Origin of the sequence: Rhodocytophaga rosea (assembly GCF_010119975.1) — a bacterium.
GTDB classification, from domain to species: Bacteria; Bacteroidota; Bacteroidia; order Cytophagales; family 172606-1; genus Rhodocytophaga; species Rhodocytophaga rosea.
This window is the reverse complement of sequence record NZ_CP048222.1, coordinates 7,150,777-7,172,197: the sequence shown is the minus strand read 5'-3', so window position 1 is coordinate 7,172,197 and position 21,421 is coordinate 7,150,777. Positions and strand designations below refer to the sequence as shown.

General features: G+C 39.8%; 16 protein-coding genes. 13 read left to right on the top strand and 3 right to left on the bottom strand.

Annotated elements, in window-relative coordinates:
• Positions 1-63: 63 nt before the first annotated feature.
• From GXP67_RS29490 to GXP67_RS29460, 7 genes are all read left to right on the top strand, one after another.
• A complete protein-coding gene (locus tag GXP67_RS29490; protein ID WP_162446459.1) occupies positions 64-1,539 on the top strand; it encodes a sensor histidine kinase in 1,476 nt (491 codons plus the stop codon).
• 101 nt (positions 1,540-1,640) lie between these two features.
• Positions 1,641-2,069: a response regulator gene (locus GXP67_RS29485; protein WP_162446458.1), complete on the top strand. Its 429-nt coding sequence runs from the start codon at positions 1,641-1,643 to the stop codon at positions 2,067-2,069.
• Positions 2,070-2,275: 206 nt separating this feature from the next.
• A complete protein-coding gene (locus GXP67_RS29480; protein ID WP_162446457.1) occupies positions 2,276-3,448 on the top strand; it encodes a sensor histidine kinase in 1,173 nt (390 codons plus the stop codon).
• A 44-nt stretch (positions 3,449-3,492) separates the two neighbouring features.
• The gene (locus GXP67_RS29475) at positions 3,493-4,191 is read left to right on the top strand and encodes a LytR/AlgR family response regulator transcription factor (protein ID WP_162446456.1); all 699 of its coding nucleotides are present in this window, start codon (positions 3,493-3,495) and stop codon (positions 4,189-4,191) included.
• Between the two features lie 255 nt (positions 4,192-4,446).
• Complete coding sequence (locus GXP67_RS29470) at positions 4,447-5,091, top strand: PepSY-like domain-containing protein (RefSeq protein ID WP_162446455.1); 645 nt, start codon at positions 4,447-4,449, stop codon at positions 5,089-5,091.
• Between the two features lie 717 nt (positions 5,092-5,808).
• Positions 5,809-6,663, top strand: a complete 855-nt coding sequence (locus GXP67_RS29465) for a mechanosensitive ion channel family protein (protein ID WP_162446454.1) — start codon at positions 5,809-5,811, stop codon at positions 6,661-6,663.
• A 149-nt stretch (positions 6,664-6,812) separates the two neighbouring features.
• Complete coding sequence (locus GXP67_RS29460) at positions 6,813-7,493, top strand: class I SAM-dependent methyltransferase (protein ID WP_197901580.1); 681 nt, start codon at positions 6,813-6,815, stop codon at positions 7,491-7,493.
• A gap of 686 nt (positions 7,494-8,179) precedes the next feature.
• Here GXP67_RS29460 and GXP67_RS29455 read toward each other — a convergent pair.
• A complete protein-coding gene (locus tag GXP67_RS29455; protein WP_162446453.1) occupies positions 8,180-9,097 on the bottom strand; it encodes an NAD(P)H-binding protein in 918 nt (305 codons plus the stop codon).
• A 250-nt stretch (positions 9,098-9,347) separates the two neighbouring features.
• Here GXP67_RS29455 and GXP67_RS29450 point away from each other — a divergent pair, with 250 nt between their 5' ends.
• The 6 genes from GXP67_RS29450 to plsY all read left to right on the top strand — a co-directional run bounded on the left by GXP67_RS29450 (position 9,348) and on the right by plsY (position 18,256).
• A complete protein-coding gene (locus GXP67_RS29450) occupies positions 9,348-10,070 on the top strand; it encodes an HAD family hydrolase (protein ID WP_162446452.1) in 723 nt (240 codons plus the stop codon).
• Positions 10,071-10,481: 411 nt separating this feature from the next.
• Positions 10,482-11,243 (top strand): triose-phosphate isomerase, encoded by a 762-nt coding sequence (tpiA, locus tag GXP67_RS29445; protein WP_162446451.1) that lies wholly within the window; start codon positions 10,482-10,484, stop codon positions 11,241-11,243.
• Between the two features lie 23 nt (positions 11,244-11,266).
• Entirely contained in the window at positions 11,267-11,608 is a 342-nt protein-coding gene (locus GXP67_RS29440) for a 7(1) septoil knot domain-containing protein (RefSeq protein WP_162446450.1), read from the top strand.
• A 209-nt stretch (positions 11,609-11,817) separates the two neighbouring features.
• Positions 11,818-12,645: a 50S ribosomal protein L11 methyltransferase gene (prmA, locus tag GXP67_RS29435; protein WP_162446449.1), complete on the top strand. Its 828-nt coding sequence runs from the start codon at positions 11,818-11,820 to the stop codon at positions 12,643-12,645.
• A 54-nt stretch (positions 12,646-12,699) separates the two neighbouring features.
• The gene (locus GXP67_RS29430) at positions 12,700-17,403 is read left to right on the top strand and encodes a hypothetical protein (protein WP_162446448.1); all 4,704 of its coding nucleotides are present in this window, start codon (positions 12,700-12,702) and stop codon (positions 17,401-17,403) included.
• A gap of 211 nt (positions 17,404-17,614) precedes the next feature.
• Positions 17,615-18,256 carry a glycerol-3-phosphate 1-O-acyltransferase PlsY gene (gene plsY, locus GXP67_RS29425; protein WP_162446447.1) on the top strand — a complete coding sequence of 214 codons (642 nt, stop codon included), beginning with the start codon at positions 17,615-17,617 and terminating at the stop codon, positions 18,254-18,256.
• 191 nt (positions 18,257-18,447) lie between these two features.
• Here the strand turns inward: plsY and GXP67_RS29420 are convergent, their stop codons facing one another.
• Together GXP67_RS29420 and GXP67_RS29415 are read right to left on the bottom strand one after the other, a co-directional pair.
• Positions 18,448-19,530 (bottom strand): calcium:cation antiporter, encoded by a 1,083-nt coding sequence (locus GXP67_RS29420; RefSeq protein ID WP_162446446.1) that lies wholly within the window; start codon positions 19,528-19,530, stop codon positions 18,448-18,450.
• A 242-nt stretch (positions 19,531-19,772) separates the two neighbouring features.
• Positions 19,773-21,143: a cystathionine beta-synthase gene (locus GXP67_RS29415; RefSeq protein ID WP_162446445.1), complete on the bottom strand. Its 1,371-nt coding sequence runs from the start codon at positions 21,141-21,143 to the stop codon at positions 19,773-19,775.
• Between the last annotated feature and the right edge of the window lie 278 nt (positions 21,144-21,421).

Here is a 21,421-nt window from a genome sequence, read left to right as displayed (position 1 = left end):
GTATTTTATACTAAATGGTATAAATTCACTCAATCTCTCATTCGCTCAATGTGCTAATATTCTATGCGAATTGCTATACTCATATTTGCAGGTTTTATTGTTATTCTGTTTTTGTTCTCTGTTACCACTTTTGTTAATTACAGGCAATCGCTGAAAGTGAAGGAAAACACCGACTGGGTGTATAAATCACAGGTGGTAATACGCAATTCCCTCCGTTTTCAGCGCAACCTGACTGAAATGGAAAGTGGCCTGAGGGGATTTCTGTTTACAGGAGAGAATTCCTTTCTGGAACCTTTTGATTCCGCAGCTTCCGAAAATGAAACATTAATCGCAGAACTACACACCTTAATTCAGGAACATTCCTTTCAGCAGGAGCGTCTGGCTGAAATCCGGCGTCTACATGAACAATGGGAACACGAGTTTGCCCAGCCCCTGATCGCTGCCAAACAACAGGCGGTACTGGTTGATACGGATCATAAGAGTTTTTCTTCCCTGTATAACAGTAAAGATGGAAACCGTACTGAAAGAAATATCCGCAAGCAGATCCGGGATAAATTCAGGGAGTTTAACAATTACGAATATAACCTTCGTGACGAACGGGGCAAAGCCTTAACAGCATCAGTTGCAGGAACAGAATTTATATCCTTTTCCCTTACTTCTCTTTCTATTTTTATTGGCCTGGCCATTGCCGTTTACATTAGTTACAGAATTTCGCAGCGGATCAACAGCATGGTAACGCTGGCCGGGCAAATTGCGAGCGGCAATCTGAATGTGCAAATGAAAGACACGGCCAAAGATGAATTGAGCCATTTGTCTACTTCGCTTAATAGGATGGCCCGGACCCTGAGTGAGAATATATCTGAACTGGAGCGAAAGAACATCGAACTCGACCGGTTTGCTTATGTGGTTTCTCACGATTTAAAAGCGCCGCTGCGTGGCATCGAGAATGCCTCTACCTGGATAGAAGAAGATTATGGCAATCAGTTGCCAGAGCAGGTAAAAGAATACCTTACTTTAATGAGAGGCCGTATCCGCCGTATGGAGAATCTGATCAATGGCATTCTGGAACTGGCAAGGGTTGGCCGTCACAAAAGTCCGTTAGAGCTGGTGAATGTAGAACTCATGCTGCAAGAACTCATAGAAATGCTCGCTCCCCAGCCAGGTATACAGGTTTCTATACAGCCCGATATGCCTGTTCTGCTCACCGAAAGAGTTCCTTTGCAGCAAGTATTTATCAATCTGCTCAGTAATGCTATAAAATATCATCATCTGCCGGAGGGAAAAATCAGCATTACTTATCATGACAACGATACACACTATGCATTTTCAGTTACCGATGATGGCCCGGGAATTGAACCGCAGTATCACGAAAAGATATTTATTGTTTTTCAAACATTAAAAGAAAGGGATGCGTTTGAAAGTACAGGAGTAGGTTTAGCCATCGTAAAAAAAATCCTGGATGATAAAAAGTGTACCATTAAAGTAGATTCTCAAGCCGGCAAAGGGGCTGCTTTTACTTTTACCTGGCCAAAAAATTAATATTTTTTTTGAAAACAGAACGTTATTGACTTATATTGAGCGGATATAGTCATCTGGCTGGCCTTCTCTCTTTTAATTACCATATATGACCTCTTTATTTTATGCTTGACAAAATTGCAAATATACTGTTGGTAGAAGACGATTACCTGGATACCATGATTGTGGAAAGAACCCTCCGGAAAATGAATGTAGTGCATAAGCTTTACATTGCCCGAAACGGACAGGAGGCATTGAATATGCTCCGGGGAAAAGGTGCGGAAAAGATAAATCCCCTGCCCAGCATTATTATGCTTGATATTAATATGCCCAAAATGAATGGGCTGGAATTTTTAAGTGAACTCCGCTCCGATGAAGAATTAAAAGATATTAAGGTATTTGTAATGACCACCTCCGACCAGGAACAGGATAAAATTGCCTCTCAGGAACTGGGCGTTTCCGGGTACATCATCAAGCCTTTAAATTTGAGTTACTCTTCTGCTTCAAAAGACAATTTTAATCTTTTTATCGATCTGATGAACCTGCGGAAGTAATCACAGGAAAGCTCATCTAAATAGTTCTTTTTACTTAAAAGCCCTGTCGATGCAGGGCTTTATTTTTAGGTTATAAAAGAGGTGAAATGGATGGCAATTTATTCGTAAATTATAAACAACTGCCCATATATAAGCCTTTATCTATACATTGGGCTAACTTACCGGGACAAGCTGGCATATAAGCAGATAAGTACTATTTTTCCGCAATGATTCACTCTAAAGCTACCAATGTCATTATTCACCTGGCCGGATGGTTGCTGTTTATGGTGTTCCCGCTGCTGTTTATGAATGGACTGAGAGACAACACCTCCATAGCTTCTATTCTGGCCTCTGGCTATTACTGGCAATTCATTCTTTGCTATGTATGTATTTTTTACCTGCATACCTATTATGTTTTTCCACAAATCTTCCTGAAAAAAAAGTATCTACTGTATGGTTTGATAGTAGCCATTGGATTTGTTGCTGTCTATCTGCTACAGCCTTTCGACGGCTTGCTCAGTCATAACCCTGCGGGAAATCCTCCATTTAGAAACAAACCTCCACAAGAAAGGATTGAGTCAAATACTGGCAGAAATACATTTCCTCCGCCGGAGTTTAGGCCACCACCCCGCTATGAATCACCAGATTCGCTGAATGGCCGGCCAAATCCACCTCCACAAGGCAGAGACAAACCCGGAAGAAGGCCGCCTCTGGTTGATATCACGAGTCAGTTCATTTTTATTATGATCATGGCCATGAGTATAGCTACTGGTACATTACAACAATGGCGGCTTATCCAAAAACGGATGGTACAGGCAGAGGCCGACAAAGCAAATGCCGAACTCTCTTTCCTTAAAGCCCAGATCAATCCGCATTTTCTCTTTAACACCTTAAATAATATCTATGCCCTAGCCCTTACTAACAACCAGAATACAGCAACTGCCATCATGAAACTTTCCAATATCATGCGTTACGTAACCGAAGAGGTAACCGAAGATTTTGTGCCGCTTCAAAGCGAAATTGCCTGTATTCTGGATTATATTGATTTACAAAAGTTACGTCTGAGCAAAAATATACAGCTAGACATTCAGATTGAAGGAGTAAGGGAGAATATGCATATTGGCCCCTTAATTCTGATGACCTTTGTTGAAAATGTTTTTAAATATGGGGTAAGTAAAAAGGAACCTGCTACTATTACTATTAAACTTCTGGCAGAGGAAAACCAGATCCGTTTTTTTGCCCGGAACCACATATTCACCCTTCCGGATAAAGCCGAACGTACCGGCATTGGCCTTAGTAATACCAGAAAACGTCTGGCGCACTTATATCCCAATACACATGAATTAACCATTACAGCAGATGAGAAAACGTTTACAGTAGAGTTGGTTCTCAAATCTTAAATTGACATTTGCCAGGCGGATGCCTGCTGATTATTCCTTTTCCTATGACACTTAGAGTAATTGCCATTGATGATGAACCCCTGGCTTTGGAAGTAATTAAAACGTATGTCGCCAGGTTTCCTTCCCTGCAACTGGTGCAAACGTTTGATGATGCGCTGTTTGCCGCCGAATTTCTTAAACAGTCTCCGGTGGATTTGCTGTTTGTAGATATTCAGATGCCGGATATTTCAGGTCTGGATCTGGTGCGTTCCCTTCCCGATAAACCCATCATAATTTTTACGACGGCACATAAAAAATTTGCATTTGAAGGATTTGAGCTGGAAGCTCTGGATTATCTATTAAAGCCTATTGATTTTGAGCGCTTTTCCCGGGCAGTGCATAAGGCTATAGATTATTATCAGTATAAACATGCTCCTTCTACTCAAACACCTGAAAGTTTATTTGTACATGCTGAATATAAACTGGTCAAAATTAACCTGGCGGAAGTGGAATATATCGAAAGCCTGGAAGATTACATCCGGTTTCATCTGGCAGGTGCCAAACCCATTATGACACTGATGCCTTTGAAAAAAGTACTGGATAAACTGCCGCCTGATCAGTTTAAACGCATTCACCGCAGTTATGTAGTCAGGATAGACCAGGTAAAATCCATCCTCAACCGCAAAGTCACGCTCATTTCCGGCAAAGAATTACCCATCAGCGACAGCTATTCAAACTTTATTAAAGAGTGGATAGTCAGGTAAATAATTAATTTAAGAATTTACCTCTAGTCATGTCTTCAAAATAGCTATTCAAACTGCCTATATACCCTTTTTGGGATTCACCGACACAAACCGGCTATTTATCTATACATCGCTTTTCATAAGTATAGCAGAGGATTTAATTGCGTTATCAAGGCAGGAAATCAACCTGTGATACTATTTCTATGCAATAACCTCTACCTGTATGGCCGGCATACAACACGTATTTATTTTCAACATTCTTAAACATTCACAAAAATGAAAACGAACCTTATTTGGGTTGTTCTATTGAGTTTCTTTATTACGCTGGTGAGCTGCGAAAAAAATGACTCTTCCCCTGCCGACGATTCGCAGGCGAACGAAGAAGATTTAACAGATTTCACCTTACTGGCCGCAAGTTCGAGCACTGCCCGCTTGTCTGATAGTACAGTTACCACGAATGGCGAAAAAAAATGCAACCTCACAGAACTTGATTCCAGTGAGTTACCCACAGAAGTAACGGCTTACATCAGCACGAATTTTCAATCGGCAACCATTGAGCGGGCCGGAAAAACCAGCCAGGGAGAATTTATTGTACACATTAAAAAAGAGGATGGTACGCTTGCGGCCCTGCTGTTCGATGCGGAAGGTAACTTTATCAGCGAGAAAACGCATGAAGGCAAACATGGCACGCCTGTAGCAATAGCCGATCTACCAGAATCCCTAACTTCCTATATTACTAACCAGTATTCTGGTGCCACTATTGAGAAAGCCATACAGGATGCAGAAGGAAACTATATTGTGGCCATAAAAAAATCAGATGGAACATTTGCAGGTATCTCCTTTGATGCTTCAGGTACTTTTAAAAGTGAGCTTACCTTAAATAGTAGTTTTGGCCGTAAAGGTCATAAGGGAAGGCATTAATGGGTGTATATAGAATTATGTTTCAAGGGCGGCCAATTAACCGCCCTTGTTTACTAATACGCTCGTTTCTCTGAATAACAGGTCAAATAAAAATTATATCTGACACCTATACCTCCCCGTCCTGAGAAATGGAAAAAGAATTAATCAGTTTGAAGAATATGTGCGGCCAGAAACACAGAAATGGTGCCCTTTGAAAATACGTACTACTCTTCGTACAGTATCCAATCCGCAAACAATATTAGTTTCCCGTTCTTTGCTGCCTTTACCCATCACTCTACTTTACTATCGGCATCCAAATAATAACGCTAAGTAATACACGTAAACTGGATCTAAGCTTCTTCCCTGTACTAAAATTTCAGATCTTCTGTATCATTAGTGGGTTTCAGCCATTAATAATACATCTGTGTAAAACAGTAGAAAACCGAAGCTTTCATTGAGTTTTTCATTTACTGGTGTATAATTGTTAGAAGCCGCAAAACAAATTTTGGCTTCCTGCTTGATTTTTGCTTTTTATTCGTTTTTTTCACGGATGTAATTCTTGCAAATGCTATCGAAAGATTAGTCACTCAAGCAGAAAAAATAATAATTAGCTGGATCAGCAAAGGGCTCAGAAAACCAAAAAAATGATGCCTGGCATAGTTAAAAACATATCGCTGCTTGCTTTAAAAACGATGCCAACTTTTAAACTTATCTTTATTTTCAACCTATGCCATTGGTATGATAGATAACCTGAAGTGGATTCTGGAGTTTACCATCTTCAAAATTAAAGATTATGAAATCTCCGTCTTTGATCTGTTCATTGTCGTTTTTATCATTATCATTAGCCGGTTTCTGGTTTGGTTTATTCAGAAAGTGCTCAGAAAAAGGATTTTTTCGAAAGGCACCATCGATGAAGGAAGACAATTCGCTTTTCTACAGCTGATCAAATACTTTGTTTACCTGATTGCCATCCTGTTTACCTTTCAGGCCCTGGGAATAAGTATTTCGCTTTTACTGGCTGGCTCAGCAGCGCTGCTGGTTGGAATTGGCCTAGGTTTACAACAAACCTTCAACGACCTGGTTTCAGGGCTTATCCTCTTATTTGAAGGCAGTGTCCGGGTAGGCGATATTATTGAAATTAATACCCTGATTGGGCGGGTGACTGCCATTGGCATACGTACGTCTAAAGTAGAAACACGTGATAATGTAACGATTATTGTGCCTAATTCTAAATTTATTGTAGACAATGTGATCAACTGGAGCCATAATAAAAAACTTACCAGGTTCAGTATTCCACTCACAACTTCTTACAGGAGCGATCCGGTTCTGGTAAAACAAACCCTGCTGGCTTGTGTCAAACAGCACCGGGATGTAGCTGAAAAACCGGCTCCTCTTGTCCGTTTTCAGGATTTTAGTGAAAATGGAATGAAATTCGAACTGCTTTTCTGGACCTATAATGTATGGCGGATCGAGAGCCTTAAAAGTGAAATCCGTTTTTCTATCTTCAAAATGTTCAAGGAAAATAATATCAGAATCCCATATCCCCAGCGGGATTTGCATATCCGGAAAACAGATGATACAAGTGAACAGTGAAATAATTGACTTACAGAATAATCTTCTAATAAAATATATTCGTAATTCGTAATTCGTAATTCGTAATTCGTAATTCGTAATTCGTAATTCGTAATTCGTAATTCGTAATTCGTAATTCGTAATTCGTAATTCGTAATTCGTAATTAATTATGAGCGATATACTGGGACAGGCTTTAACTGATTATGTAAAGGGAGATAAAGATGCGTTTCTTCTGATACATACCAGCTATGGGGAAATAGAAACGATGCCAGCCAGTGTTTTTTTCCGGGACGAATCCTATATGCCCGACCTGGAAAAGTATATGCTCAGCCTTTGCAAAGGAAAAGTACTGGATGCAGGAGCAGGTGCGGGAAGCCATAGTTTGTGGCTGCAAGAAAAAGGATTGGAGGTAACTGCCCTGGATATTTCACCAGCTGCCGTACATATTATGCAGCAAAGGGGCGTCCGCCAGGCAGTCTGTGGTGATATTTTTACCTATTCAGGCTCCAGGTTTAATACTATTCTTCTCATTATGAATGGCATTGGCATTGCTCAGACAGTTCAGAATTTAAGAAAATTGCTCAAACATTTAAAAAAACTCCTAAAGCCTGGCGGGCAAATTCTGTTAGATTCCTGCGACATAAGTTACCTGGAAGAAGCCAATATTTACACCCATTATATCGGAGAAGTTACCTATCAGTTTGAATACAAAAATCAAAAAAGCGCAGCCTTCGGATGGCTCTATCTGGATATATCTACCCTCCATAAAATTGCCTCTGAAGAAGGCTGGCACTGCCAGATTATCTACGAAGAAGACGAAACCTATGCGGCCAGGCTTGTTAGGGTGTAACTTGTTTGTATTTAAAATCACAATAAATTAAATACCACAGAATGGCTGACAAGAGAGCTGTATTTTTAAATAATCAACTTCGATCTGGAGGGTACTACGAGTTATGTATCCAGGTGTGTCAAAGTATAGATATAGAACCAATAAAATCATACACTGAATTTATCTGGACCTTAAAGAATGTAGAAGGCCCTTATGATAGTGATTTCAACAAAATCGAACATGACATTGATAATAAACAGCATAAGTGAATACTTACGCTTGGAGCATATTCAATTCCGTTCAAGACTTTCAACATACGAGAGGAGACCCCTATCGAAACAGGATATAACTGGTTTGAGATAAGTGTTTACACTTCAGCTATTGAAGAAATATTCGGACAGGAATACATCACCTGGAATGAAATCCCGAAACCACCTGAGCCATTAGATAAGTTTTTTTACCAAACCCTCACAATCCTCTATCAAATTTATCCATTTGAGTTAGCGCTAATCGGTTTTGAAGTTTCCGGCCAGTATTACCTGGATGATTTGAGAAAAGACCTTAATACCCATTGGGCTTCTGAAAAATTCTATATTGGAAAAGAGAAATTGAACCTGGTAGCAGATCAAAATAAAAAATATGTTAAAACCATCAACTAGCACTAGAATTGACCTTGCCGTAACTGAACATCATTATAAGAGCAGTATTTATTTTTGAAGCATCTCAATCACTGTTTTTACACCTTCCTCCGGACTGATAGGCCTAAAATTAAATCGCTTTTCAAATTTGTCACTTTTAAAAACATAATCCCTGTCGTATTGATACGCCATTTCATGTAATTCCTTCATAATAGGTTTAAACAAGCCAAGTATACCTAGCAACCACAGAGGAACTGCCCGTACATCTGGTTTTACGCCCATTTCCTTTGCAAAGAGTTCTACCCATTGTTTGCCGGTTAAGGGCTTGGAAGTGGGCAAATGCCATACCTGGTTATAAGCATCTGGCGTATTACCCAGAATGGCTGTGGCTTTGGCTGCATCCGGAGTGAATGTATAGGAATGAAGTTTAGAGGTATCGGCAAACCAGTCTGCTTTTTTGCCGGCCAGTAAATTTTTATATACTGTTTCTACAATAATACTGTTCTTAGGTCCCAGAAAATCAGCTGACCTTGCAATCAAGGCGGTAAGACTTCCCCGGTTCACTTCATCCATCAACATTCCGGCAATTTGTGCCCGTACTTCTCCTTTTTTGCTGCTAGGCTTTACAGGCGTTTCCTCCGTCATGTGGTACAGGTGGGTACGGTCATACATATACACATTATCGAAAAACACAAGTTTAGCCTTGTGCTTCTTGCAGGCATCAATGGTATGTTTCATCAATGCAGGCCATTTTTCCCGCCATACTTTTATATCATAAGCAAAACCGACTGTAATATACACCACCTCCGAGCCTGCGACTGCTTTGTCTATCTGCGCCTGATTGGGAAGGTCGGCAGGAAAAAGTTCATCTGTAGGATTTACTTTTTGCGGGTTCCGGCTTACCAGACGGATCTGATTGGTAAAGGCAGAAAGTTCTTTAGCGAGTTCCTGGCCAATAGAGCCGCCTGCGCCTAAAATGGTTTGCATAACTGAATAGGGATTGAATGACTTATTAAGTAGATATGGAACAAAGCGTTTAAGGTATAAAATTATATTCTTTGTTTAAAACCTTATACCCACTTTTATACTTATCAATTTATAACAGAATAGTTGATCGTTATTTATGCTTTTAAGTAATCATCGGTATCGAAAGTATTGAAAAATATGTAAGAAAACGTTTATTATTGACTCCAGTTTCAACTATTTTATTGCAATAAGAAAACCACCCCATCCGATTATGCCTATTAAAGTAATTGCCTTCGATGCCGATGATACTCTCTGGGTCAATGAACCTTATTTCCAGGAAACAGAGAAGGAATTTTGTAGTTTATTTGAAGATTATCTGCCGCATCATACGGTTGGCCGGGAACTACTGCATACAGAAATCCAGAATATCACCCTTTATGGATATGGTATAAAAGGGTTTATGCTATCTATGATAGAAACTGCCTTAAAAATTACTAATAAGACTGTAAGTGTGGAAGCCGTTGATAAAATTATTGGGTATGGCAAAGACTTGCTGGCAAGACCAATCGAACTGCTTGATGGCGTGGAAGAAGTACTAACCGCCTTAAAAGGCCATTACCGGCTGGTAGTTGCAACCAAAGGAGATTTACTCGATCAGGAAAGAAAACTAAAAAAATCTGGCCTGGAACATTATTTTCACCACATCGAAATTATGTCGGAGAAGGGTGAAGCGGATTACCGGAAGCTTCTTAAACATCTGGATATTAAGCCTGATGAGTTTGTAATGATAGGCAACTCCTTAAAATCGGATGTACTACCTGTATTGAACATAGGTGGCCATGGTATACATGTGCCCTATCATATTACCTGGGCGCATGAACGCATTGAACACAATATTGAACATGAGAATTTCAGGCAGGTACAGCAGATCAAAGAAATAATCCCATTCCTGCTTTCAGAAATAAACGATGGTCCGGAACCAGGATTGCACTGATTTTAAGATTGACAGGATTACAGAATGTTCTATTCAGGCATTCTGTAATTTCATCGAAACGATCATTTACTAAATATTGCTTTGATCAAGGGAATCATCAATTCTGCAATACCTACATACCCGGATCAATATAATAAAGGCGCTCGACTTATCTTCATTGAAAAATCATTCTGCACAACGGGTAGTCTCCGGATTGGCATTGAACGGAGTATTGCATTCAGAAGGCCATAATATTCTACAAAAGCTTTAACTCCCGAATTAAAACCATAGACTGATTTTTTATACCTTCTCTCAATTACTGATAAAATCCCATCATCCTATCAAACAGTTATAGCAATTGTAAAATAAACTACAGGTAAATAGTATCTTTGGGTTTCATTATTTTTTCTAAACCCGATAACACACAATTGTATGAGAAAAAAAATTGTAGCAGGCAACTGGAAAATGAACAAAACCCTCAGCGAAGCACAGCAACTGGCCTCCGAAGTAGTAAATATGGTAAAAGACGAAGTAAATTCTGATGTTCAGGTAGTACTTTGCCCCCCATTTATATCTTTGTATGCTGTAGGCAAACTGATTGAATCTCAAAGCAATATTTCCCTGGGCGCTCAGAATTGTTATCATAAAGCTTCCGGTGCTTTTACAGGTGAAGTTTCTGTGGATATGCTCAAATCGGTTGGGGCATCATACGTAATTATCGGGCACAGTGAACGCCGGCAATATTTCAATGAAACCAATGCACAACTGGCTGAAAAAGTGAATCTGCTGTTAGCTGCTCAGTTACAACCTATTTTTTGCTGTGGAGAATCCCTGGAACAGCGCGAGAAAGGCATACATTTTGATTTTGTGCGCCAGCAACTAACAGAAAGTTTGTTCCATTTAGATACCAGCCAGATTCAAAAAATCGTTATTGCTTATGAACCCATCTGGGCAATTGGTACCGGTAAAACGGCTACCAGCGCACAAGCACAGGAAATGCATGCGATGTTACGGAAGCACTTGGCCGGTAAATATGGTGAGCAAATGGCAGATAACATCAGTATTTTATATGGAGGAAGCGCTAATCCAGGTAACGCCCGAGAGTTGTTTGCCTGTCCGGATGTAGATGGCGGATTGATAGGCGGGGCTTCCCTTAAATCCAGAGATTTTACGGATATTATTAAATCGTTTTAATTACGCTAAAGAAGAACTCATTCATGAAATACCTGTTAATGTTGTGTTTTGTACTACTGCTTAGTTTTTCCGGTCAGCAGGCAAGGGCACAAAACAAGCGGCTGTGTGATATTTTCGGCACCGTTTATTTTGAGCAAGAGAAATCCTTTGCCGATTTCTCAATTTATATTGAAGAGGAAGAAAGCTTTGCAGATCTGGTGGTTTTTAAAGAAGATAACCAGCTCTTTGCTGATAAAAGCGGCAACTGGTTTCCAACCACCAACAGAGGATTAGCGCAATACCGGATTTATATCGAGAAAGATAAAAACCGGGCTGATTTTAAAGTATATTATACGGAAACCAAATCTTTTGCCGGTTGCCGGTAAAATTTGTCATTGGCCAGTAATCGTTGTTTAGTAGTGTTTGAATATCTGCACATTACTTAATCTATGAGATGGAATATTTACTATACTCCAATAACTCATGACTACTGGCCAATGCCTACATATGTAAGGTTGAAATGGCTTATGCAGTTGGCTAAGCATAATTTATTGATAAATTACGATTTTTAGTTAAACAGGGGAAATTTAGAATTTTGGATTTTATAGCCGTAAAAATAGAGGTAGATACTGCCTTTTCGGAGATTTTAATTGCCGAACTGGCCCAGATTGGCTTTGAATCCTTCGTTGAAACGGAACAAGGGGTGGATGCCTTCATCCAGGACTCCCTCTTCGAAGAAAATGAGCTGAAAAGCCTCCAGCAAAAATATGAACCCCAGGTAAGAATACACTATACTTTTGAACAAACGGAGCAGAAAAACTGGAATGAGGAATGGGAAAAAAGTTATCATCCTATCCGCATCGGCAATTCCTGCATCGTGAGAGCCTCCTTCCATTCCATTGCCGAAAGCTATCCATATGAGATTATCATAAACCCAAAAATGTCGTTTGGCACAGGCCATCATGAAACTACTGCTTTGATGCTTGAAAATCAACTGGAGATTTCTCATCAGGAAAAACAGGTACTAGATGTAGGATGCGGAACAGGCATTTTATCGATTATGGCCTGCAAACTTGGCGCAGCAGCCCTAGATGCCTTCGATACAGATGAATGGGCGGTAGAAAATACAAAAGAAAATTTTGAGATCAATCACTGCCAGCAAACCAGCGTACAACAGGGAACCATTAAAGAAGTTGTTTTGCAAGAGGCATATCAAATTATTCTGGCAAATATCAACCGGAATGTGCTTTTACAGGAAATACCTGCCTATGCCTCCTTATTAGGTATGGATGGTTGTTTGCTGCTGAGCGGTTTTTATGAAAGGGATATTGCAGAAATTGAAAAAATTGCCGTTGCACAGCAGTTAATAAAGAAAAATCAGAAGGTTAAAAATGAATGGGCATCGCTGGTATTCCAGAAGTAAATGCCGGTTCAAGTACCCTTTAGATATATACCAAGCTATTATTTATATATAAATATGAAGACCAGACATATACTTGCCATACTGTTATTGAGCCTTTCACCCCTTCTGGTGAATGCTCAATACAAGTTATCGGATAAACCCGATGAGTTTATGGCAAATGTAACAGCAATGATGGCCAGTTCTAAAAGTCCGGAAGCCATTAAAGCAGGACAGGATTTTGAAGCCGTATGGAGTACCCGTTTCAGTGAAGCCCAGAAAGTAAAAACCATTAGTATTGCCAAGAAAATGGTGGCTAAACGGTATAAACCAGCCAGTCATTTCCAGCCTTTTTTCAAAACCGTAACCAGCGCTCTTACCATACAAAACCTTTCTGCTTCTGAACTCGACAATCTGTTATTTGTTTCTGAGAAAATGGTTGATCTGTATGACAGCAAGCAATTACTTGGCTCTCTTACTACTTTAAGCACCTTCTTTGAGAAAAAAGTACTGTTTACTTCCAATTACAACCGGCTGCATGTACAGGGAGGCTCTTTCACTCTGGCATTTAAAGAAGAACCAGCACAAACCTCAGTCCCAGAAAACAAGCAAGAAACTGAGAATACTGAACAGAAGGCTAAAGAAGAAGATTTAAAAGCTTTATTCGACGATGTTGCTCAGGATAATCCCGATGCCACGTTTAGCGAAGAGCCTGCGGAAGAGCTAATGAATGATGTATTTACAAAACCTATCCAGCCCACTGTACAAGGGGCTGTCATTATGTTTGATAATATCAATCTGGTATTTGCTACTGCTTACGACTCTGTGCCCCTCACCGGAACAAAGGGTTCACTAATGCTTAAAGATGGCGTATTTGTAGGCAATGGAGGTAAGTTTGACTGGGCTATGGCAGGACTTCCACAAGTATATTGTGATATTAAAGAATATAATTTTAATGTGCGCTCTCCCAGGTTCACCGCTGAAACTGTTACCTTGAACTATCCTGACAAGCTGAGCGCACCTGCCGAGGGTGTGTTTGAGTTTGAAAGCAAAAAACATAAAGGCATGGAAGATGCCCAGTATCCCAGGTTCATGTCGTATTACAACAACATCAGCATTAAAAACCTGGGCAATAACCTGGTATACAAAGGTGGTTTTTCACTGGTAGGCAAGCGTAACTTCAGCACATCACTCAATAAAAAACCGGCTACCTTGAATTATGTTGCCAATGGAGCCACCAAATTTAAAACGGCCGGTCATAAATATGAATTCGGAGACTCTCTGATTTACTCTCCACAGGTCAGGATCACCATTCCTCAAAATCAGGACTCTATTTTTCACCCGGCTACCAGAATGAACTATAATAAGAACATTCCTTTGCTGAGGCTCAACAAACATGAAGGTGGTTTCCGGGGCACACCCTATGTAGATACCTATCATAAAGTGGATATTACCGTAGATGGGCTTCAGTGGAATATGAATACGGATTCTATTAACTTCTATGTTCTCAATGCCAGAAATGAAGTACCTGGCGTGTTTGAGTCTTTCGACTTTTTTGACTCTACCAGGTATATTTCCCTTAAAGGGATTTATAATTTCCATCCGCTTCAATTGCTGATGACATATGCCAATACTGTAAAATCGCAAAGCTTTTACCTCAATGAAGTAGCTGCCAAATATAAAATGAATGAAAATACCTTGCGTGGTGCCATGATGCAAATGCACCAGGAAGGGTATATTGATTACGAAGTCGAAACCGGCCAGATTCACTTGAATCGCAAGGGCGACCATAATGTACTGGCTGACAATAAAAAACGTGACTACGACAGCTTCCGGGCAGAATCCAAAGTATTATCTGGTGCGAATGCCACACTCAATCTAAGCAGTAATGAGTTAGTGGTGCGGGGTATTGAACGCTTTTATCTGAGTGATAAACTGAATGTTTCCATCAAACCAAGAAATAAGGAAATAAAACTTTTGAAAGACCGCAACTTCCTATTGGATGGAGAGGTAGCTGCCGGAACGTATAAATTTAAAGGAACTGGCTTTTTCTTCCTGTACGATGAATTTACGGTAGAAATGCCCCAGATTGATACTATTCTGTTTACTTCCCAGGAATCAATCAAGAAAAATAACAAGAAGGAACTAGGTGGTGAAATCCGCTATGGTGCTGGTACTTTGTATATCAATAAACCTAATAACAAAGCAGGTTTAAAAGACTATCCGGAATATCCCAGGCTTAACGTAGAATCAGGTGCTACCATTTACTTTGACCAGTCAGACAGGATAGCCGGAACCTACAACCGGAATGTGCGTTTTGAAATTCCGAGCGTAAAACTTGATAGTTTAAATAGCCGTGACCCCAATTACCAGGGCACATTCTATTCTGATGGAATATTTCCCCCGATCAAGGAAGCATTGGTACCTATGTCGGATAATACACTTGGTTTCAAGCATAAACCCACACAGCCGTATTATAACCTGTATGATTCAAATTCCAAAATTACGTTTACAGGCGATATTGTAATGGATATGAAAGGCTTGCGTACCTCTGGCACTATTGAGCACCTAAGTACTACCCTGACCTCCAAAGATATTGTGTTTACCCCAGATTCAGTTATAGCTAAAGGCCCTTCTGCAGAAATTAAAGAAGCTACGCTTGGAGCCGGTTCTTTTCCTGCGGTAAGTGTGAAAAACTATAGCCTGAAATGGTTGCCCCGTGCCGATAGCATGAATATCTCTAATACCGAAACCCCTTTCGAGATTTATAAACAAACTGGGGCAAGCTTTAAAGGTACTATTATAGTACGTTCTACCGGGTTATTTGGCAGTGGTACTTTAGACCGTAAAGACTCAGAAACCTATTCCGCTACTTTTAATTTTAACAAAACCCAGTTTAAAGCCGGCGATGCTGAATTCCGCATTAAATCTAATGTGATCACTAAGCCAGTATTATTTGCCAACTTTGTGAACGTAGATTTCAATATGTCACAGGGACTGGTTACCATTAATACAAGTGAAAACCCTGCACTTTCCGGATTTGCAAGTCTGGAATTCCCTTATGCAGCCTATAAAACATCGATTAACAAAGCAAAGTGGGATATAGGCAAGAAAAGCGTATTAATGGAAGGGGAAGTAAAAACCACTACTTTTACTTCTTTAGAACCCACTCAGGAAAATTTAAGCTTTAATGCCAGATTTGCTTTATATAATATTGAAAAGTATACACTCAACATCGGAGGTATCCCATACATTCAATCGGCAGATGCCAGAATAATTCCTAATAATGGGGTAGTGCGGATTTTGGAAAATGCCGTAATGGAACCGCTGGCTAAAGCAAAACTATCCATTGATACTATTTATGCCTACCACAATCTAATTGACGGAAATATACAGATCTTGTCAAAATCAAAGTTTACCGGGAATGCTACTTACAAATTCACCAATTCTGAAAAAAAAGAATTTGATATTAAACTGGGAGATTTTGAATTGCGGCAGGAAGAAGCAACAAAAAAGAATAAAACCCCTCGTCCATTTACAGCTGCACAAGGTGAAGTAACTGAAGAAGATAAATTTCTGATTGCTCCCAGAATTCTCTACAAGGGAAAAGTAACCATGCTAGCCTATGAACGCAACCTGCAACTGGATGGATTTATTAAGCTTGACTTAAAAAGCCAGTCCACCCTGGGAGCATGGATACCGTATGCGAGCAATGGCGGACAAGAAAGTATTGTAATCAATGTCGATGAAAACCTAAATAACAATGGCGTACCTCTTACTACAGGGCTGCATGTAGATAAATCCACTTCGTCTATTTACAGTACATTCCTGTCAGAAAAGCAAAATCCGGATGATAAGGATATTTTCATAGCGAAAGGACAGTTAAGCTACAATCCTTCTATTAATGAATTTAAAGTAGCCCCTACCGAGAAAGCCAATAATGTGGTAATGGAAGGCAATGAGTTTACGCTGGATGATGCCAATGGAAAGATAAAGCTTGAAGGTAAGCTGGATTTGTTTAACACCCTTCCTAATGAATACCTGTCTTCTGCCGGAAGCGGTGAAATTGCACTGGCTACCAATGAGTATACCTTTAATACATTGCTCTCCCTTAACTTTGATCTGCCTTCACAGGTACTCTCTAAGCTGGGAGATGGAATTATTCAGACTAAACTGGATAAAGGTGTAGGTGAGAAAGAAGCAAATGAAGACAAAGAAGCCTTATACCTCAAATTAGCCGCCCTGATTGGAAATGGTGCTACCAAAGATTACAAAAACCGCTCAGGACAGGAATGGATTCCCCTCTTTAATGCTTCCAAAAAATTCCTCACGGCAATGGTGCTTTCTAATGTTGATTTAAAATGGTCGGAGGAACATAAAGCATATTACAGCACCGGAAAAATCGGCTTATCAAATATTATTAATAAAGATATCAATTCCCAGTTTGAAGGAATGCTTGAAATCCGAAAAGTCTCTACCGGAGATGAACTGAGCCTGTACCTGGAGGTTTCACCAGAAGACTGGTATTATTTCAGCTTTCAACAAGAGCAGTTACAAATTATTTCTTCCAGCGAAGACTTTAATGATGTGGTAAATTCCAAAACCAGACCTGGTAAAACCGGCCAGTTCGGATTCCTGATGGGGTCGCCAGATGAAAAACAGATTTTTATGGAGCGGTTCAACCGGGATTACAGAGGTATAAGTAATAAACCGGTAGAACAGGTAAAAAAGACGGAAAAGCCTGAAGAGAAAAAGAAAGAAGAGAAAAAAGACGGATTTTAAACAAGTATTCTTTACTCATAAAAGGAATTATTATAAATAATCTTGTGTTTTTCATAAACCTCCTCTAAGGAAAACAAGTAAATAATAATCTGGCAGGCTGGAGGCACTTGCAATATTCATTTTGTATTATAATATTTGAAAACTGGAATATTACCTGAATTTTAAATATATTATCAAGTACTTCATATACATATAAAGAAGAAACAAAAAGATGAATGTAGTTCTGATTATTTGCGGTGCATTAATGGCTTACATGATAGGCTCCCTTCCTACTTCGGTATGGCTCGGCGAAGCTTATTTTGGCATAGATGTCCGGAATTTCGGGAGTGGAAACGCAGGCGCCACCAATACCTTTCGGGTATTGGGCAGACGGGCAGGCATTGTAGTGATGCTGGTAGATATTTTTAAAGGCTGGACAGCTACTTCCCTGGCACTCATTCTATACTACCTCGATGCTATCTATTTTGAAGAAGTAAATCAGTTGAAATTATTATTTGGTATTCTTGCTGTTGCCGGACATATTTTTCCAGTATATGTAAATTTTAAAGGAGGAAAGGGAGTAGCTACTTTGTTTGGAATGGCTCTGTCCATTCACCTGGAAGCATCTTTATTGTGCGTACTGATATTTCTGATTGTGCTTTTTACTTCTAAGTATGTGTCATTAGGTTCCATGATAGCTACGCTGGCTTTCCCGATATTACTACTCATGCCCAGGTTTAATCCGGAAGAACCCCTGCTGATTATATTCGGTTTTGTATTGTTTGCCATTGTGGTGCTTACCCACCAGAAAAACATTGTCCGCCTGATCAATGGTGAGGAAAGCCGAACCAATATCCGGTTGAAGCGGAAATAGATATGTAATTTTAAAAGCAAACAGCCTGCATTTTTATAAAGTGCAGGCTGTTTGCTTTATTTCACTTAATAACTCCTTTACAATCGAAGTTTAAAATGTAAATCAACTTGTTTAATAGCTATTGCATTCCATGTAAAAGATTAAGATAGGCTTGGGTAAAGATCAATGTGGCAAATCCTCAGTACTTCTTATTAGGGGACAATTGTAGTAAATAAGTAAACCGCAAATATCACGATTAATACGACTCCTTGTAGCACATTCGTGCGGCCAGTCCCAAAAGAGATCACAATCGTAAATAAAGATAATAGCAGTAAAACAATTGACTTTGTATCAATGCCAAGTGTAATAGTCAGGTCTGTTACTATAGAAACAATAGCTACCGCAGGTATAGATAGGCCAATACTGGCAAGGGCAGAACCTAAGGCAAGGTTAAGACTGGTTTGCAGGCGGTTTTTTCGTGCAGCCCTAAAGGCGGCTAATCCTTCGGGCAACAAAATTACGAGTGCGACAATAACTCCTACTATAGACTTTGGAGCCCCTAATTCAACCACTCCACTTTCAATGGTTGGTGCGAGTGCTTTGGCAATCAGAACAACAGCACCTAAGCAGATTATTAACAAAACTACACTCAAAATAGTGGCTTTGATCGTTGGAGGCGCAGCATGTACTTCCTCTGAAACTTCTGCATCCGGAGGCAAAAAATAGTCACGGTGCCTACCAGTTTGTATCAGTACAAAAGCCCCATATAACACCAAAGAAACCATTGCAACGAAAATTAACTGGCTATTGCTGTAAACCGGTCCTATCACACTAGTTGTATAATTGGGGAGTATAAGAGTAAGTACTGAAATGGCTGTGAGTGTAATGAGGGCAGCACTTACACCAAATCCACCAAATACCTGCTCTTTGTAGTGAATCCCTCCTATTAACAGGCATATCCCAATAATTCCTGTAAGAATGATCATAATAGCAGCAAAAACAGTATCCCGGGCAAGGGCAGCAGTTTCGGTACCACCCGCCAGCATCAATGATACGATCAATGACACTTCAATGACTGTAATTGCAATTGCCAATACTAAGGTACCATAAGGTTCGCCTACCCGGTGAGCAACAACTTCTGCATGATGAACAGCCGCCATCACTGCACCAATGAGTGCAAAAGCCAGCAATAAAAAATAAACTGTTCCTAAGGGTGAGGGTTTTCCAAAATAAAGCAGCCAGGCTATAATAGGTAAAACAATTGTCCATAATGGAAGCGGTAGCTTAAATTTCATACACTCACTTAAATATTTAACACAAAAGATTGACTCCTACAACCAGCTATTTACATAAATTGCAGTAAAACTGGTAAGGCAAATAATAAAATAATACTTCAAACTATAGTAATAGGTAATGGTTGATAGTACACAATCAATAACTTTTTGCGTAGCTATCAAAAACCAGCTGTTATATTTTTCTCAGGCAAGCTTCAATGTATTCTAAAACCTCCGCTTTGATATTATTGAGAAGGTGAAACTTAACTCGTCATAGCCATAAGTAGATCTGCCTGGGTAATAATATGTATTTTATTGCGTTCATCCCGTACAAGCAAAGCCTTATTCTCCCGGTCAATCAGCGAAGAGAGTACATCGAGGGTATTATCCATGCCTACAAACTTAAATGGAGGGTCCATCAGCTGGCTCACTGGCTGGTCTTTAATTTCCGGATTCTCGATCAATTGGCCCAGGATTTTAGAATCTGTCAGGCTACCTACTATATGCTCCTCATCGGTAACCGGAATCTGGGAAATACCTTCTTTATGTAGTAAGCGTACCGCATCGCTCACTCTCATATTTTTCTCGATTGTAAGGAGGCGGTCGCTGCCGTTTTTACTCTGGATAATATCTTTGGCTGTAGCAAAATCCCTGGATTCCAGAAAACCGTGGTCTTTCATCCAGGTATCATTGTAGATTTTATTCAGATACCGGGTACCATGGTCAGGCAGGATAATTACCATCACATCACCTTCTTTCAAATGCTCCCGGGCGTACTCCAGGGCACCAAATACGGCAGAACCGCAAGACCAGCCAACAAATAAACCTTCTTCCCTGGCCAGTCTTCTGGTCATAACAGCCGCATCTTTATCCGTTACTTTAATGAAAGCATCTATGAGGCTGAAATCCACATTTTTGGGCAGTATATCTTCTCCTATTCCTTCGGTCATATAAGGAAAAATTTCATTTTCATCAAAGACGCCGGTTTCCTTATATTTTTTAAATACAGAACCATAGGTATCTAATCCCAAGGCAAATACCTGCGGATTCTTCTCTTTCAGGTATTTCGAAACCCCACACATGGTTCCACCGGTTCCTACTCCACAGGCATAATGCGTAATTTTACCTTCCGTTTGTTCCCATATTTCAGGACCTGTTGTTTCGTAGTGAGCAGCCGTATTCGAAAGATTATCGTATTGATTAGGATAAATAGAATTAGGAATCTCATGGCTCAAACGTTTGGCAACTGAGTAATAAGAACGGGGATCTTCAGGCGCTACGTTGGTAGGGCAAACAATTACCTCTGCGCCAACAGCTCTCAGAATGTTAATTTTTTCCTGCGACTGCTTATCCGATACGGTAAAAATACATTTATAGCCTTTTGCAATGGCAGTGAGGGCAAGTCCCATACCGGTGTTTCCGGAAGTACCTTCGATGATGGTTCCTCCGGGTTTCAACTTACCTGATTTTTCAGCATCGTCAATCATTTTCACCGCCATCCGGTCTTTTACTGAGTTTCCAGGATTAAAATATTCTACCTTGGCCAGAACAGTGCCTTTTATGCCTTTGGTAACTTTGTTTAATTTGACAAGCGGCGTATTACCGATTGTTTCTATAATGGAATTGTAATACATATGAAAAAATCTTTAGTATGTAATTTGGGTGTATGGCTTGTATATAGGTGCACTTGCTGCAATTCTCAAATAACTACACAAAATCAGGATGACCTGTTATGAGTTGAACATAAGTGAGAAACAAAGCATTCTCAAAGTAATAACAAAATTTTCACAGCACCAATTCTGAATAAAACTATAGCTTGAATCCGTTAACGGTGAATAGCCTACAACTGATGGAATAGATTCATAAACTATTTTCATCCATCTGGTTAAACTTTTTTTCAGAAAATGCATCT